Genomic DNA, 14,589 nt, shown 5'->3' on the forward strand with positions numbered 1-14,589 from the left:
GGACATGGGAGGATGACCCTTTACGGGACAGGGCGGCTTGACGGAATGTCTGGCCTACAGCGGTGTTGAGCCGGACGCCCGGGAACCCTAGGCTGCCCGCCGCCCAGGCCGACAGAGGGGACATGAACACCGACATTCGCGCGCTCACTGAACGCGTGCAGCAGGAAAGCAGCTTCGTCGAGGTCCTCAACCAGGAGACCGGCAAGGTCATCGTCGGGCAGCGGTACATGCTCGAACGCATCCTCATCGGCCTCTTGTGCAACGGCCACGTCCTCCTGGAGGGCGTGCCCGGACTCGCCAAGACGCTGACCGTGCGCACCGTGGCGGACTCGCTCAGCGCCACCTTCATGCGCGTGCAGTTCACGCCCGACCTGCTGCCGGCGGACCTCGTCGGCACGATGATCTACAACCAGCAGACGGCCGCGTTCACCGTCCGCAAGGGGCCCATCTTCGCGAACATCGTCCTCGCGGACGAAATCAACCGCGCCCCCGCCAAGGTCCAGTCCGCCCTCCTGGAGGCCATGGCCGAGCGCCAGGTCACCATCGGCGACCAGACCTTCGGCCTGCCCTCGCCCTTCCTGGTGCTGGCCACCATGAACCCCATCGAGCAGGAGGGCACCTACCCCCTCCCCGAAGCGCAGGTGGACCGCTTCATGCTCAAGGTGAAGGTGGGCTACCCGACCCGTGATGAAGAAAAGGTCATCATGGACCGGATGTCCGGCGGCTCGTCGCCCAAGGTCCAGCGGGTCATCGCGCTGGAGCACCTGGTGCGCGCCCGCGAACTCGTCCACGCCATCTACATGGACGAGAAGGTGAAGGAGTACATCCTCAACGTGGTGTTCGCCACGCGTGAGCCCGCGCGCTACGGCCTCAAGGACCTGGCGGACTACATCCAGTTCGGGGCCTCACCTCGCGCCACCATCGCGCTCGCGCAGGCGGCCCGCGCGCACGCGTTCCTGCGCCACCGCGGCTTCGTCACCCCGGAGGACGTGAAGGCCATCGCCTTCGACGTGCTCCGCCACCGCATCGCGATGACCTACGAGGCGGAAGCCGAGGAACTCACCCAGGAGAAGATCATCCAGCGCGTCTTCGACCGCGTGGAAGTCCCCTGAGAAGCTCCAGGTAAGAGCGCGCCCGTGCTGCCCAAGGACCTCATCCGCCGCATCCGCAAGTTGGAGATCCGCACCCGCAAGGTGGTCTCCGACATGCTGGCCGGCCAGTACCACTCGGTGTTCAAGGGCCGCGGCATGGCCTTCTCCGAGGTGCGCCAATACCAGCCCGGCGATGAGATCCGCTTCATCGACTGGAACGTCACCGCGCGCATGAACGAGGCCTACATCAAGGTCTTCACCGAGGAGCGCGAGCTCACGGTGATGCTCCTGGTGGACGTGTCTGCCTCCAACGAGTTCGGCTCCAAGGAACGCACCAAGGCGGAGGTCGCCGCGGAGGTGGCCGCGCAGATTGCCTTCAGCGCCATCGCGAACAACGACCGCGTGGGGCTCATCCTCTTCTCGGACCGGGTGGAGAAAGTGGTTCCGCCGCGCAAGGGCCGCACGCACGTGCTGCGGCTCGTGAGCGACATCCTCACCTTCAAGCCGAAGGGCCGCGGCACGGACCTGTCCGCGGGGCTCACGTACCTGACGCAGGTGTCCAAGCGGAAGGCCGTGACGTTCCTCGTGTCGGACTTCATGGCCACGGGCTACGAGAAGCCGCTGCGTCTGGTGGGCCGCCGCCACGACCTGGTGCCGGTGGTCATCGAGGATCCGCTGGAGCAGCGCTTCCCCGCCCACGGCCTGGTGGAGATGGAGGATCCGGAGACGGGCGAGCGCTTCGTGGTGGACACCAGCTCCACCGCCGTGCGCGGCAAGTTCATGCGCGCCATGCAGGCCCAGCGCGACGAGCGCCGCAAGCTGTTCAAGAAGCTGGAGCTGGACCACGTGGAGCTGCGCGCCGGGGATGATCACGGCAAGGCGCTGGCGAACTTCTTCCGCGCGCGGGCCCGGAGGATGGCGGCATGAGACACGCGCTCATCCTCGCGGCCGTCCTCTTCGTCAGCGCGCCAGCCGCATGGGCCCAGGCCCCCGCGCCCAAGGCCCAGGTCCAAGCCGCCCTGGAGACGGTGACGCCCACGGGCGCGTCCGGGCGGGTGGAGCCGGAAGCGGTCCACATCGGCGAACCCTTCACCTACCAGGTGACGCTCACGCACCCCAAGGACCAGCGCTACGAACTGGTGGCGCCCACGGGTGAGAGCGCGGTGGAGCTGCTCCAGCAGACGCGCCAGCGCCAGGACAACGCGAACGACGCGACCACGACGTTCGGCCTGCGCTTCTCCGCGTTCGAGCTGGGTGACGTGCAGCTGCCCGACCTCGCCTTCGACGTGGCGACGCCGGAGGGACCGCGCCGCTTCGTGCTCAAGGGCAAGACGGTGGAGGTGACCTCCACGCTGCCGCCGGACGCGCAGGGGCAGGGCGCGGAGCTGTTCGACTACCAGCCCCCGCAGGAAGTGCCCATCCGCTCCTGGACGCTGCTCTACGCGCTGGCGGTGGCGCTGGCGGTGGCCGTCGCGGCCTGGATGCTGGTGCGCTGGTGGCAGCGCCGGCCCAAGCGCGAGAAGGTGGTTCCGGTGCTGCCGCTGGACGTGCGCGTGCGCCAGTCCCTGGACGCGCTCAAGCGCGAGGACCTGCCCGGCCGCGGCCACGTGAAGGACTTCTACTTCCGCCTCTCCGAAATCGTGCGCGGCTACCTGGGCGAGCGCTACGGCTTCGAGGCCCTGGAGTGCACGTCGTCCGAATTGATGGCGTCCCTGCGCAAGCTGCCCACGCCGGGCCTGCCGGAGGACGCGCTGATGCGCTTCGTCTCCGAGTCGGACATGGTGAAGTACGCCCGCGCCGACGCGTCCCCTGAATCCTGCAATCAGGCGCTGGCCTTCGGCTACGACCTGCTCTCGAAAACGTACGTTCCTCCCGCTCCCCCCAAGCCCGATGCTGCCCCCGGACCTCGCGTTCAATAACCCGGAGGCACTCTGGGCCCTGCTGTTGGCGCCGCTGCTGCTGGCGCTCGCGTTCTGGGAACGCAAGCGTCGCGCCACGCTGCGCTTCTCCGCCGCGCACGTCTTCGCGAAGGGCGGCCGGGGCTTCCGCACGTACCTGCTGCCGCTCTTGCCCCTCCTGCGCGTGGCGGCGCTGGTGGCGGCGGTGGTGGCCATCGCCCGGCCGCAGTCGCGCGACTCGCGCGTGCGCGACCTGTCGGTGGAGGGCATCGACATCGTGGTGGCGCTGGACCTGTCCACGTCCATGGAGGCCGGTGACTTCCGTCCGCAGAACCGCCTCAACGTGGCGAAGGAAGTGCTGACCGAGTTCATCTCCGGCCGCGTGAACGACCGCCTGGGCCTGGTGGTGTTCTCCGGCGCCGCATACACGCAGTCCCCGCTGACGCTGGACTACGGCGTGCTGAAGGAAGTGCTCAAGCAGCTGCGCACCCGCGTGTTGGAGGACGGCACGGCCATTGGTGACGCCATCGCCACGTCGCTCAACCGCCTGCGCGACTCCGACGCGAAGAGCCGCGTGGTGGTGCTGATCACGGACGGTGACAACAACGCCGGGAAAATCTCCCCGCTGGACGCGGCGAACATGGCCGCGTCGCTCCACATCCCCATCTACACCATCCTGGTAGGCAAGGGCGGCAAGGTGCCCTTCCCCCAGGGCACGGACCTGTTCGGCAACACCGTGTGGCGCGAGACGGAGATCCCCATCAACCCGGAGCTGATGCAGGACATCGCGGACCGCACCGGCGGCGAGTACTACCGCGCCACCGACCCTGAAGGCCTCAAGCGGGGTCTGCAGAAGGTGCTGGACGCGCTGGAGCGCTCGAAGCTGATGGAGGGCGGCGCCAGCGCCACCTACAAGGAGAACTTCCACCCGTTCCTGCTGGTGGCCTTCGGGCTCGCCGCGCTGGAGCTGCTGCTGCGCGCCACCATCCTGCGGGTGTTCCCATGATGCCCACGATGGAGGCCTGGCGCTTCACGCTCCTGGGTTACCAGGTGGGCCTGGCGCAGCCGCTGTACCTGGGGCTGCTGCTGGTGGGTCTGCTGTTGGGGGTGCTCGCGCTGCTCAAGGCGCTGGGCCGCAGGACGCGGCTGTCGGCGCTCATCGCGGAGCGCCACGTGACGGCGCTCGCGCCCGGCGTGTCCGTGTGGCGGCCGGCGGTGCAGGGCGGCCTGTACGGGCTGGGGCTGATGTTGTTCGGGCTCGCGCTCGCGCAGCCCCAGTGCGGCACGAAGAGCGAACTGACGAAGCGCCGGGGCATCGACGTGGTGGTGGCGCTGGATGCGTCCAAGTCCATGCTCGCGCGTGACGTGCAGCCCAGCCGGTTGGACCGCGCGCGGCTGGAGCTCAACACGCTGCTGGATGAGCTGAAGGGCGACCGCGCGGGCCTGGTGGTGTTCGCGGGCGATGCGTTCGTGCAGTCGCCGCTCACGTCGGACTATTCGGCGGTGAAGTTGTTCCTGCGCGCGGTGGAGCCGGACGCGATGCCCCAGGGCGGCACGAACGTGGGCGCGGCGCTGCGGCTGGCCAAGCAGGTGCTGGACAACGCGGACCGGGGCTCCAAGGAGCGCGTGGTGGTGCTGCTGTCGGATGGCGAGGACCTCACGGGCGACGTGCGCGAGGCCACGGAGGCGCTCAAGGACGCGCGTGTCCAGGTGCTCGCGGTGGGCGTGGGTTCGGACTCCGGTGAGCCCATCCCCGTCTACGACCGGCGCGGCGAGTTCGTGGACTACAAGAAGGACTCCAACGGCGACACGGTCATCACGCGCCTGGACCGCGCGGGCCTCACGGCCATCGCGGACGCCACGGGTGGCGCCTTCTTCTACCAGCCCAACGGCGTGGCCATGGGACAGGTGGTGGAGCGCATCGACCAGTTGCAGAAGAGCGAGCTGGAGAGCCGCGTGACGGTCCGCTACGACGAGCGCTTCCAGTGGTTCGCCGTCCCCGGCCTGGTGTTGCTGGTGTTGGGCATGGCGCTCATCCCTTCGCGCCGGAGGGCCGCATGAGCACGCAACCGATGCGGCGGCGCGCGGCGCGAGCGATGGCGGTGGGCCTGGCGGGACTGCTGGCGCTGCCTTCGCCCGCGTGGGCGGTGGGGCCGCTGGAGAAGGACCACCCGCTGGTGCAGCGCGGGCGCGAGGCCTACTCGGCCGGACGCTACGAGGACGCGCTCCGGGACTTCGAGGCCGCGAAGAAGGAGCGGCCCAATGATCCGACGGTGGAGTTCAACCGCGCGGACGCGCTGGCGAAGCTGGGCCGCTCGGCGGAAGCGCGCGAGGCCTTCAAGCAGGTGGCGGAGTCCTCGCGCCAGCCCGACCTGGCGCAGAAGAGCTGGTACAACCTGGGCAACCTCGCGGCCACGGCGGGTGACCGCTCGGAGGCGCTCAAGTCCTACCGCAAGGCGCTCACGTTGGATCCCACGGATCCGCAGGCCCGGCACAACTACGAGGTGGTGCTGCGCGACCTGCCTCCGCCCCAGAACGGCCCGGATGGCGGCACCGACGGAGGCCAGGACGGCGGCAACGACGGCGGACGTCCGGACGCGGGCGAGGACGGCGGCCAGAAGGGTGACGGCGGCACGCCGCAGGACGGAGGCCAGGACGGCGGTTCGGATGGCGGCGCCGACGGTGGGGTGGATGGCGGGGCTGACGGAGGCCAGGACGGCGGCGGGCAGGATGGTGGTCAGGACGGCGGCGCGGACGGCGGCGGCGGCGATGCCGGGCCCGGTGACGGGGGTTCGGATGGGGGGCAGGACGGCGGCGGCGATGGCGGTCCCAGCGACGGCGGCGGAGATGGTGGCCAGGGCGACGGAGGCCAGGACGAGGGCGAAGGCGACTCGCGCGATGGCGGCGCGGACGGCGGCAGCGAGAGCGAGGAGGAGACGGAATCCAACCCGCGCGACGGCGGAAGTTCGCCGGGCGACGTCGACCGGCAGGAGGCCGAGCGCCTGCTGGATGCGATGAAGCAGAACGAGAAGAATCTCCAGCTCTGGCGTTTCCAGCAGAAGAAGAAGCAGAGGAAGCCCAATGAGAAGGACTGGTAGCGGACGCACGGCGCTGCTCGCCGTGCTCGCCCTCCTGGCCACTGCGCCGGCGTGGGCGGCGGACATCGAGTTCTACCAGACGGTGGACCGCACCGAGGTGGGCACCGACGACACCTTCAAGCTCACCGTGGTGATGGTGGACGCGCCGTCCAACGCCCAGGTGCGCCTGCCCGCGTCCAACGACTTCGAGGTGCTCTCTTCGTCGCGCGGCAGCCAGCGCTCCATCTCGTTGTCCGGAGGCGGCCCCGCCGTCATCCAGGACATCACCCGCCACGAGCTGCTGATGCGCCCGCTGCGCGCGGGCAAGCTCACCATTCCGCCCTCCACGCTCACCGCGGGAGGCCGCACGTACCGCACGGACGCCGTGCCGTTGACCGTGCGCGAAGGCCGCGTGGGCAACGCGCCCCAGGCGCAGCAGGGCGGCAGGCAGCAGCTACCGGATCCGTTCCGCAACTTCCGCAACATGCCGGACCCGTTCGGGGACGACGACTCGGACACTCGGGACGACGAACCGGTGATTCCGCGCGGGGACTCGGACCTGTTCCTGCGCGCGAGCCTGGACCGCGACGACCTCTACGTGGGCGAGCAGGCCACGCTGTCGCTCTACATCTACTCGCGCGTGGACCTGTCCAGCGTGGACGCGGTGACGATGCCCAAGCTGGAGGGCTTCTGGACCGAAGAGGTGGAGAGCCCCACGCAGCTCACGGGCGAGCAGAAGGTGGTGGACGGTATCCCTTACCGCGCCTACCTGCTGCGCCGCCGCGCGCTGTTCCCGGTGAAGTCCGGCACGCTGCTGATCACCCCGGCGGAGGCGGACATCACCACGGGCTTCCTCTTCGCGGGCCACCGCGTGCACCGCGTCTCCAACGGCCTGAAGGTGAAGGTGCGGCCCCTGCCGAACGGCGCGCCGCCGAACATGTCCAACGCGAACGTGGGCTCGTGGCGCATGTCGCTGGACGTGTCGCAGACGCGCGTGGAGCTGGGGCAGCCCATCACGGTGAAGGTCATCCTGGAGGGGCAGGGCAACGTGAAGAACGTCACCCCGCCGAAGCTCACCGGCCCGGCCTCGCTGAAAATCTATGAGCCCACGACGACGGACCGGCTCACGCCCAACCGCAACCGCATCCAGGGCCGCCGCGTGGTGGAGTACCTGGTGATGCCGCAGCGCACGGGCACCTTCACGCTGCCGGAGCTGCGCTTCCCGTACTTCGACCCGTCGCGGCGTCAGTACGAGACGGCGCGCACGGACCCCGTGACCATCACCGTGGAGGCGGGAGCGGGCGGGGTGTCCTCGCTGCCGTCGACGATGACGCCCTCCCAGATGGCGGACGCGGCCAACGAGCAGAAGAACGTGCTCACCACCGGGGGACTGCGTCCTGTGCGCGCTCGGGCCCACTTCGTGGAGCCGTCGCAGCCCGTGTGGACGCGGCCCTTCTTCGTCGCGGGTGTGCTGGCGCCGTTGGGCCTGCTGGCGGGCGTGGCGTTCATGGGCGGCATGCGCGGCCGGCTGGCCACGCGCTCCGAGGCGGGCCGGGGCCGTCAGCAGGCGAAGGCCGCGCGCAAGAGGCTGGCGGAGGCGGAGAAGCTCAAGGCTGGCTCGGACTCGGGCGCGTTCTACGTGGAGGTGGAGCGGGCGATGGTGGGCTTCCTGGAGGCCCAGCTGGGCTTCCCCGTGGGCGGGCTGACGCGCGAGGCGCTCGGGGAGAAGCTGGCGGCGGCGGGCGTGGACGCGGAGCGGCGCTCGCGAGTGCACTTCGTGCTGGAGGCCTGCGACCTGGGACGCTACGGCGGCGGGGTGGACCCGGGTGAGCGGCGCAAGGTGCTGGCGACCGCGGCGGCGGTGATGGAAGGCTGGGCGTGATGAGCGACGCGGCGACGCAGGGCTACTACACCGCCGAGGAAGCAGAGGCCGTCTTCCAGCAGGCCAACGACGCGTATGGCCGCGAGGACTACGCCAACGCGCAGGCCCAGTACGAGAAGCTCATCGCCCACGGCTTCGGCGGACCGGACGTGCTCTACAACCTGGGCACCACGCACCTGGCCCGCGGCGACCTGGGCCGCGCGGTACTGTCGCTGGAGCAGGCCCGGAAGCAGGGCGGACGCGCCGAGGACCTGGAGGCCAACCTGGCCCTGGCGAGGGCGCGGCAGGTGGACAAGGTCGTGGGCGCCTCCGCGGACGAGGCCTTCCTCCCCCGGCTGGCGGCGGCGACGGATGGCGCGGCCGTGGCCTGGGTCTTCTTCGTCGCGTGGCTGGTGGGCTTCGCGCTGCTGCTCTTCCGGCGCGCCTTCCCCTCGATGCGGCGCACGGCGGTGGCGGTGGTGGCGGGCCTCTGCCTCACGGCGGCGGTGCCGGCGGCGCTGCTCCTGGGCGCGCACATCTGGGTCCACCAGAACGTGCATGAGGCCGTGGTGCTGGCGCCCACGCTGGTGGCGCGGGAGCTGCCTCGCTCGGAAGGGCGCTCCCTCTTCGAGGTGCACGCCGGCCTGAAGGTGCAGCTCCTGGATGAGACGGGGAAGTACGTCCGCATCCGCCTGCCCAACGGCCTGGAGGGCTGGGCCGAGCGCGACGGCGTGGCCGAAATCTAGGCGGGGCCGGAGCGACCCCGCCCGCGTGGAAAACCGGCGGGGGACCGCTTTCGTACAGAGGGGCTACCGGGAGGTGTCGCTTCGCTGGACGTCGCCAGGGCAATGGCCTACGAGGGGCCCCGAGGAAACATGGCTGGCAACGCGCAAGCGCCCTTCCACATCCTGCTCGTTGAGGACGAGCCCGTCATCCGCGAGCTGGTTCGCTCCATGTTGAGCGACGGCGCGGTGGACGTGGTTTGCGCGGCCAATGGCATCGAGGGCCTGAAGCTGGCCCGCGACCGCGACTTCCACCTCATCCTGATGGACGTGGTGCTGCCGCAGCTGGACGGCGTCTCCGTGTGCCGCATCCTGAAGAGCGACCCGGCCACGGCGAAGGTGCCGCTCTACATGCTCACCGCGAAGGCGAAGAAGGCGGACGTGGCGAGCGCGACGCAGGCGGGCGCGGACGGCTACATCCACAAGCCCTTCCGCGGCGCGGAGCTGATGGACCTGGTGGAGCGTCTGCGCACGGCCCGTTCGGCCGCGGACTGACGCTCCTCCGCAAGGCCCTTACGGCAGGTGAGGGTGGAGGAAGCGGGCCAGGGCGATGAGGTCGTCCCAGTCCAGCTCGCCAAACTCCAGCGCGACGCCGTCCACTTCCCGGCGGCGGATGGTGCACATGGTGACGAGCTCCCGGTCGCCCGGCAGCGGCAGGGCGATGGTGAGCGCGCGCTGCGAGTCCGCTGGGTGGGCCTGGAGGAACAGGCCGTTCATGGAGATGTCGCGCGCCTGAGCCGTCACGGTGCGGCCCGACAAGAGCACCTTCACCTGGAGCCGGGCTTCGACGCGCGGGTGGTAGCGCTCGCGCTCGTTCGGACGGGGACCGTTGGAGGGGTTCATCATCGGGTGCTCACCTTCGGGTGCGACAGGACGCGACAACTGTGATGCAGGTTGGAGCGGTGGCAAGTTTTCGGGTTTTCGCCCGCCGTCCCGCGCCGTGGACGTAGCGCGCGCGCCGCGGAGACGCCTGGCACGGAGGTGACGGAGCGCGCCCCTGTCGTTTCAAGGGGTTGGCCCCTGGCACGGACGGTGGAAGGCAACCCCGGCGAATCCCTGCCGGAGGCACCCCTTGGAAGACCGTCGCATCCCGTCGTTGAGCATCGCCCCGTCCATCGCGCGCCAGACGCCGAAGACGGAGTTCGGCCCCACGCTGGCGCGAGCGGCGCGCGAAGTGGTGCGTACGGGCGCGGGGCTCGTGGGCGGCATGTTGCCGTCAGGTCCCATCTCCAGCGCGGTGGTGTCCACGCTGAGCGGCACGGTGTCCGCGGCGGTGCCGGCTGAAGCGGTGTCGTCGGTGCCGGCGGCGGGCGGTGCCTCCGCGATGTCGGCGCGCGCGAGCACGGCGGGGACGACGGCTTCGACGGGGAGCGCGGCGACGGGGCAGGGGGACGCGTGGGACCTGCTGGAGGCGCAGAAGCTGATGGCCTCGGACGGCCAGAAGTTCAACATGGCCTATGTGGCTCTCCAGAACGAGATGCAGAAGGAGAGCCGCGAGCACAACGCCATCTCCAACATCATGAAGGTCCGCCACGACTCGGCGAAGGCCGCCATCAACAACATCCGCTGAGGCGCGTTCGCGATGGCCATCGACAAGTTGGGAGCCGTGGGCGGTGCGGGCCCTTCGCCCGCGGTGGAGTCCAGCAGGGAGACGTTCGGCAAGGTGCTGGAGGGCGCGCGTACGCCCCAGTCGCGCCCCGTGCCGGTGACGACGGAGGGGCCGCCGAAGCCGGTGCGCACACCCTCTGAGGCCACCGCCGGCGCGTCGCGTGCGGACGGCGTGGAGCGGGCGAAAGCGGGCTGCGCGGAGGTGAAGCCGGGGGCCCGAGTGGATTCGGCCCAGGCCGCGCGCAGTCAGCAAGCGGTGGAGGTGTTGGACCGCGTGGGGCAGGCGCAGCAGCGGCTGGACCACATCCTGAAGCTCGCCGAGTCCGGCCGCACGTTCAGTCCCTCGGAGTTGCTCGCGCTCCAGGCCCATGTCTACCGCGCCAGTCAGGAGCTCGATCTCGCCGGCAAGGTCGTCGAGAAGGCCACCGGCGGCGTCAAACAGGTCCTCCAGACCCAGGTTTGAGGAGTCCTTCCTTCCATGCGTTCCGCTCCCCTTCGTTGTCTCTGTTTCCTCCTGCTCCTGGGCGCCTCGGCGTGCCGGGAGCGCATCCAGCACGGCCTCGACGAGCGTCAGGCCAACGAACTGCAGACAGTGCTCGTCGAGCGGGGGCTCGACGCGCGCAAGGTGCCCGAGCCGGGCAAGAAACCCACCTGGGCCATCGAGGTGACGGACGCGCAGTCGTCGGATGCGGTGCGCATCCTGGCGGAGCTGGGGTTGCCCCGGCTCGCGGCGGAGACGGGCTGCGACGTGTTTGGCGGAAGCGGGCTCGTGCGCTCGCCGCTGGAGGAGCAGGTCTGCCGCGTCCGGGGAATGGAGCGGGAGTTGGAGAGGACGCTCCAGACGGTGGACGGAGTGCTGCTGGCGCGAGTGCACCTGGTGGTCCCGCCGCCGCCGAGGCCAGGACAGGCTCCCGCGCCCTCTAAGGCCTCGGCCATGCTGCGCACGGCGCCCGGTGGGGCGACGCGCGTGCGCAAGTCGGCGGACATGCTGCGTGAGCTCATCGCGGGAGGTGTGGAGGGGCTGTCACCGGAGGCGGTATCGCTGCTGGTGGACGAGGTGACGACGCACGTGGAGGCGCCGGCCCCGAAGGGAGGACCCGTCCCGCTGCGGCTGCGGGTGGTGCTCGCCCTGCTGGGCGTGCTGGTGACGGGCCTGTCCGGAGCGCTCGTCTGGACGACGCTGCGCTGGAGGCACTACCGGGCCCTGGCGGAGCAGCCCCCCGCGGCGCCTCCTGTACCGCCCACGCCCGCGCGGCCTGTGGTGACCCCGGGCTCCACGCGCAAGCTGGCCTGAGCACGCCATGGACGTCACACGCGTGGGGCGGGTGCTACGAAAGGCCCGGAAGCTCCTGCCCGCGAGGAAGGAAGCACCGCGGGCCCCGGTGGCGGAGGTCACGCTGCCTGCGTTGTCCCTGCCCCTGGAACGCATCGCGCTGGTCGTCTGTGTCCTGGCGCGGGAGCGTGCCGCGGAGCTGCTGGGAGGACTGGTGGATGCCGAAGCGGGCAGGGCGCTGCGCCACCTGGAGCGCTTCGTAGCCATGCCCTCCGCCCAGCGGCAGGCGAAAGTGTCGGTGGAGTTCGGCGAGCGGGCGGACGGCGCGAACCGGTTGGCGCTCTTCCTGGAGACAGCTCCCGAAGCCCTGCGCCAGGAATCCTTGCGCGGGCTTCCGCCGTACCACCGCAGCCGGTTTCCCCAGTGGGAGGGGACCGCACCGCGAGCGGATGCCGCTCCGGCCCTGACCGCCCTGGCGGAGCGGCGCATCCGCGAAGCCCTGCGCTGAGCGTCCTCGGGCGTGGAGGGCCATCCCGAAGAAGGACCTCCATCCTCTGCCAACACCCTGATTCCACGAGGCGGCCACCTGGTCATGGCCGTGCACAGGGGACGTGTGTCCCATCGCCGTCCCGGAGTTCCGGATGCAAACGAATCCAGTCAGGTCCCCCAGCGCATCGAAGAAGCCCATGCGTCCGTTCCGCCCGGGAGCACGCCGGCTGACGCGAGCCCACCTGGTGCTGGGACAGCGGCCCCAGGTGGGACGGTGGGGCGCGGAGCTCCTGCGTGACGTGGGCGCGGCGCTGTCGCGGGACCTGGTCGCGGCGGTCAATGTGGAGGGGCACCTGGTGCCGGCGGCGGTCCATCCGGAGCGCGAGCTGGCGATGGGAATGGTGTTCGCGCTGGTGGAGCTGTCCGCGGTGGGGGGCACCGCCATCGTGGAGCTGGAGGTGCCGCTGGTCTTCGCGGCGCTGGCGAGGCTGGCGGGGACGGGACCGCGGCCGGCTCCCGTGGCGGAGCTGACCCGGTTGGAAGAGTCCACGCTGGTGTACCTGCTGCTGTCCGCCCTGGCCGCGATGCGCGGGCAAGGCGAATGGGTGCGACGGCTGGGACCTCGTTTGTCCGCGGTGTCGATGCGGCGCGGTGACGTGCTGACGCGAATCGACCCGAGACAGCCCTACGTGGCGGTGTTGCTGACGGCGACAGTGGAGGGCGCGACGGTGGGAGGCCGGGTGCTCCTGCCCTCCCGTGCCGTGCAGACCGCGTTCCAGGAACTGCCTACGGAGTCAGGAGGCGCGGTGGCGCCCCAGGTGCTGGCGGCATCGGTCCCCGCGCGCTGCCTCATGGGGCGCAGTCCACTGCAGGCCTCGGCGGTGGATGCGCTGTCCGCGGGAGACGTCGTGCTCTTCGATGGCGTGCGCCTCCGGGATGGCCGGGTGGAGGGACAGGGACAGCTGATCACCCGGGGCTTCTCGCTCCGGGGCGAGTTTCTCGCGGAAGGCTTTTCGACAGGGAGCGTGCACTCGCGCGCGGCCCGACAGGAGTCGGACATGGTGGCGACGAACAAGCGGAGCGAGGCGATGCCGCCGCTCCCTGTGGATGTGGAGATCGAGCTGACGCGGTTGATGTTGCCCCTGGCGGAGTTGGCCGCGCTGAAGCCGGGCACGTTGCTGCCCCTGCACGTGAACGCGAGCAGCCCCGTGCTGCTGCGCGTGGGTGACCGCGTGGTTGCGCGTGCGGAGTTGGTGGAGATCGAAGGCGAAGTGGGCGCCCGCATCCTGGCGTTGCTGCCGTGAGCACACCCGTGAACACGCTGCTGTCCTCGTTCTCCCCACGCGGCAGGTTGCTGTTCGCGTCAGCCCTGCTCGTGGGGCTGGCGACGCTCGCGCCCTTGGGAGGCCTGTCGCTGGTGGGCACCTCGCGTCTGTTGATTGGCGCGATGGCGCTGGCCGGACTGGGCTGGGTGTTGCTCCGCAAGGGAGGCATGGCTGCGCGTGCTGCTGCGGCCGCTCCGGAGCCCCTGAGCATCGTCTCGCGGACGGGGCTTTCCCAGCGCTGTGGCCTCGCGCTCGTGGAGGCGGATGGAAGGCGCTACCTCGTGGCCTACGGCGACACCTTCGCGGAGATCCATGAGCCCCGGGCCATGGCGGTCCTGCCCGGCGCCACGCCCGGTCCTACGGTGAAGCCCCGGTTCGACCTGGAGCCGACGGTGCTCTTTCCTCGCGCGCGACAGACACAGACGGCGTGTGGCGCACTCCGGAAGCGGGGTGGGGGATGAAGGCCCTCGGATTGGGATGCGGAGTACTCCTGCCCGCGAGCGCGTTCGCCGCGGAGCAGTCCCTGTCGCAGGCCTCCTATGCCGGCAGTCCGCTGGCGATGATGGGGATGCTCGCGCTCTTGTCGCTGCTGCCGTTCGCGGTGCTGATGCTAACGAGCTTCTCGAAGATCGCCGTGGTGCTTTCCCTGGCCCGCTCGGCGATGGGCACGCAGCAGGCACCGCCGACGCTGGTGCTCACGGGGCTCGCGGTGGTGCTGACGGGGCACATCATGGCGCCGGTGATGGAGCGCATGTACGACGCGGGGCAGGCGGCGTACGACGAGGTGCATTCCGGAGCGCAGATCCTCACCGCCGCGAAGCAGGTGACGGAGCCCCTGCGCGCCTTCCTCATGAAGCATGGCGGTCCGGAAGAACGGGCCCGCTTCGTGGACCTGGCTCGCGAGCTGCGTCCTCCCGAGGAAGCCGAGCAGGTGCAGGAGACGGACCTGTTCGTCGTCATCCCGGCCTTCGTCATCACCGAGCTGAAGGAAGCCTTCCAGATTGGCTTCATCGTCTTCTTGCCCTTCCTGGTGCTCGACATGGTCATCGCCAACGTATTGCTCGCGTTGGGCATGCAGACGTTGTCGCCGGGCCAGGTGAGCCTGCCCTTCAAGATCCTCCTCTTCGTCGCCGTGGATGGCTGGGCCCTGCTCGCGCGGGGACTCATCCTCGGCTACCGGTGACG

At 70.4% G+C, this 14,589-nt stretch carries 17 protein-coding genes; 16 read left to right on the plus strand and 1 reads right to left on the minus strand.

Annotation, left to right across the window (positions count from 1 at the left end; all coding sequences use genetic code 11):
* The first annotated feature begins 122 nt into the window (after positions 1-122).
* The 9 genes from D7Y11_RS05400 to D7Y11_RS05440 all read left to right on the plus strand — a co-directional run bounded on the left by D7Y11_RS05400 (position 123) and on the right by D7Y11_RS05440 (position 9,204).
* A complete protein-coding gene (locus D7Y11_RS05400) occupies positions 123-1,112 on the plus strand; it encodes a MoxR family ATPase (RefSeq protein ID WP_120579511.1) in 990 nt (329 codons plus the stop codon).
* Between the two features lie 24 nt (positions 1,113-1,136).
* The gene (locus D7Y11_RS05405; RefSeq protein WP_121755349.1) at positions 1,137-2,018 is read left to right on the plus strand and encodes a DUF58 domain-containing protein; all 882 of its coding nucleotides are present in this window, start codon (positions 1,137-1,139) and stop codon (positions 2,016-2,018) included.
* Positions 2,015-3,010 (plus strand): hypothetical protein, encoded by a 996-nt coding sequence (locus tag D7Y11_RS05410; RefSeq protein WP_126933179.1) that lies wholly within the window; start codon positions 2,015-2,017, stop codon positions 3,008-3,010. Before D7Y11_RS05405 ends, D7Y11_RS05410 begins: the two co-directional genes overlap by 4 nt.
* A complete protein-coding gene (locus D7Y11_RS05415) occupies positions 2,985-3,995 on the plus strand; it encodes a VWA domain-containing protein (RefSeq protein ID WP_126933199.1) in 1,011 nt (336 codons plus the stop codon). The genes D7Y11_RS05410 and D7Y11_RS05415 overlap by 26 nt, the downstream gene beginning before the upstream one ends.
* Positions 3,995-5,050: a VWA domain-containing protein gene (locus D7Y11_RS05420; RefSeq protein ID WP_120579529.1), complete on the plus strand. Its 1,056-nt coding sequence runs from the start codon at positions 3,995-3,997 to the stop codon at positions 5,048-5,050. The genes D7Y11_RS05415 and D7Y11_RS05420 overlap by 1 nt, the downstream gene beginning before the upstream one ends.
* Positions 5,047-6,087 (plus strand): tetratricopeptide repeat protein, encoded by a 1,041-nt coding sequence (locus D7Y11_RS05425; RefSeq protein ID WP_126933180.1) that lies wholly within the window; start codon positions 5,047-5,049, stop codon positions 6,085-6,087. Before D7Y11_RS05420 ends, D7Y11_RS05425 begins: the two co-directional genes overlap by 4 nt.
* The gene (locus tag D7Y11_RS05430) at positions 6,071-7,948 is read left to right on the plus strand and encodes a BatD family protein (RefSeq protein WP_126933181.1); all 1,878 of its coding nucleotides are present in this window, start codon (positions 6,071-6,073) and stop codon (positions 7,946-7,948) included. The genes D7Y11_RS05425 and D7Y11_RS05430 overlap by 17 nt, the downstream gene beginning before the upstream one ends.
* The gene (locus D7Y11_RS05435; RefSeq protein WP_120579516.1) at positions 7,948-8,673 is read left to right on the plus strand and encodes an SH3 domain-containing protein; all 726 of its coding nucleotides are present in this window, start codon (positions 7,948-7,950) and stop codon (positions 8,671-8,673) included. The genes D7Y11_RS05430 and D7Y11_RS05435 overlap by 1 nt, the downstream gene beginning before the upstream one ends.
* A 129-nt stretch (positions 8,674-8,802) precedes the next feature.
* On the plus strand, positions 8,803-9,204 hold the full coding sequence (locus D7Y11_RS05440; RefSeq protein WP_120566860.1) for a response regulator: 402 nt from the start codon (positions 8,803-8,805) through the stop codon (positions 9,202-9,204).
* A gap of 18 nt (positions 9,205-9,222) precedes the next feature.
* On the opposite strand, the gene D7Y11_RS05445 is transcribed toward D7Y11_RS05440, so the two are convergent.
* Positions 9,223-9,555: a PilZ domain-containing protein gene (locus tag D7Y11_RS05445; RefSeq protein WP_014398934.1), complete on the minus strand. Its 333-nt coding sequence runs from the start codon at positions 9,553-9,555 to the stop codon at positions 9,223-9,225.
* 226 nt (positions 9,556-9,781) lie between these two features.
* On the opposite strand from D7Y11_RS05445, the gene D7Y11_RS05450 reads away from it, so the two are divergent.
* The 7 genes from D7Y11_RS05450 (at position 9,782) to sctR (ending at position 14,587) form a co-directional block, all read left to right on the plus strand.
* Positions 9,782-10,279 carry a hypothetical protein gene (locus tag D7Y11_RS05450; RefSeq protein ID WP_120579518.1) on the plus strand — a complete coding sequence of 166 codons (498 nt, stop codon included), beginning with the start codon at positions 9,782-9,784 and terminating at the stop codon, positions 10,277-10,279.
* 12 nt (positions 10,280-10,291) lie between these two features.
* A complete protein-coding gene (locus D7Y11_RS05455; protein ID WP_120579519.1) occupies positions 10,292-10,780 on the plus strand; it encodes an ATP-dependent helicase HrpB in 489 nt (162 codons plus the stop codon).
* A 15-nt stretch (positions 10,781-10,795) separates the two neighbouring features.
* Positions 10,796-11,611 carry a flagellar M-ring protein FliF gene (locus D7Y11_RS05460; RefSeq protein WP_126933182.1) on the plus strand — a complete coding sequence of 272 codons (816 nt, stop codon included), beginning with the start codon at positions 10,796-10,798 and terminating at the stop codon, positions 11,609-11,611.
* Between the two features lie 7 nt (positions 11,612-11,618).
* Entirely contained in the window at positions 11,619-12,098 is a 480-nt protein-coding gene (locus D7Y11_RS05465; protein ID WP_120579521.1) for a hypothetical protein, read from the plus strand.
* Positions 12,099-12,276: 178 nt separating this feature from the next.
* The gene (locus tag D7Y11_RS05470; RefSeq protein ID WP_233607204.1) at positions 12,277-13,383 is read left to right on the plus strand and encodes a FliM/FliN family flagellar motor switch protein; all 1,107 of its coding nucleotides are present in this window, start codon (positions 12,277-12,279) and stop codon (positions 13,381-13,383) included.
* Positions 13,380-13,865: a flagellar biosynthetic protein FliO gene (locus tag D7Y11_RS05475; RefSeq protein ID WP_126933184.1), complete on the plus strand. Its 486-nt coding sequence runs from the start codon at positions 13,380-13,382 to the stop codon at positions 13,863-13,865. The genes D7Y11_RS05470 and D7Y11_RS05475 overlap by 4 nt, the downstream gene beginning before the upstream one ends.
* Positions 13,862-14,587 (plus strand): type III secretion system export apparatus subunit SctR, encoded by a 726-nt coding sequence (gene sctR / locus D7Y11_RS05480; RefSeq protein ID WP_126933185.1) that lies wholly within the window; start codon positions 13,862-13,864, stop codon positions 14,585-14,587. Before D7Y11_RS05475 ends, sctR begins: the two co-directional genes overlap by 4 nt.
* Positions 14,588-14,589: the final 2 nt, after the last annotated feature.

The sequence above is a fragment of the Corallococcus sp. AB018 genome (genome assembly GCF_003986945.1).
GTDB classification, from domain to species: Bacteria; Myxococcota; Myxococcia; order Myxococcales; family Myxococcaceae; genus Corallococcus; species Corallococcus exiguus.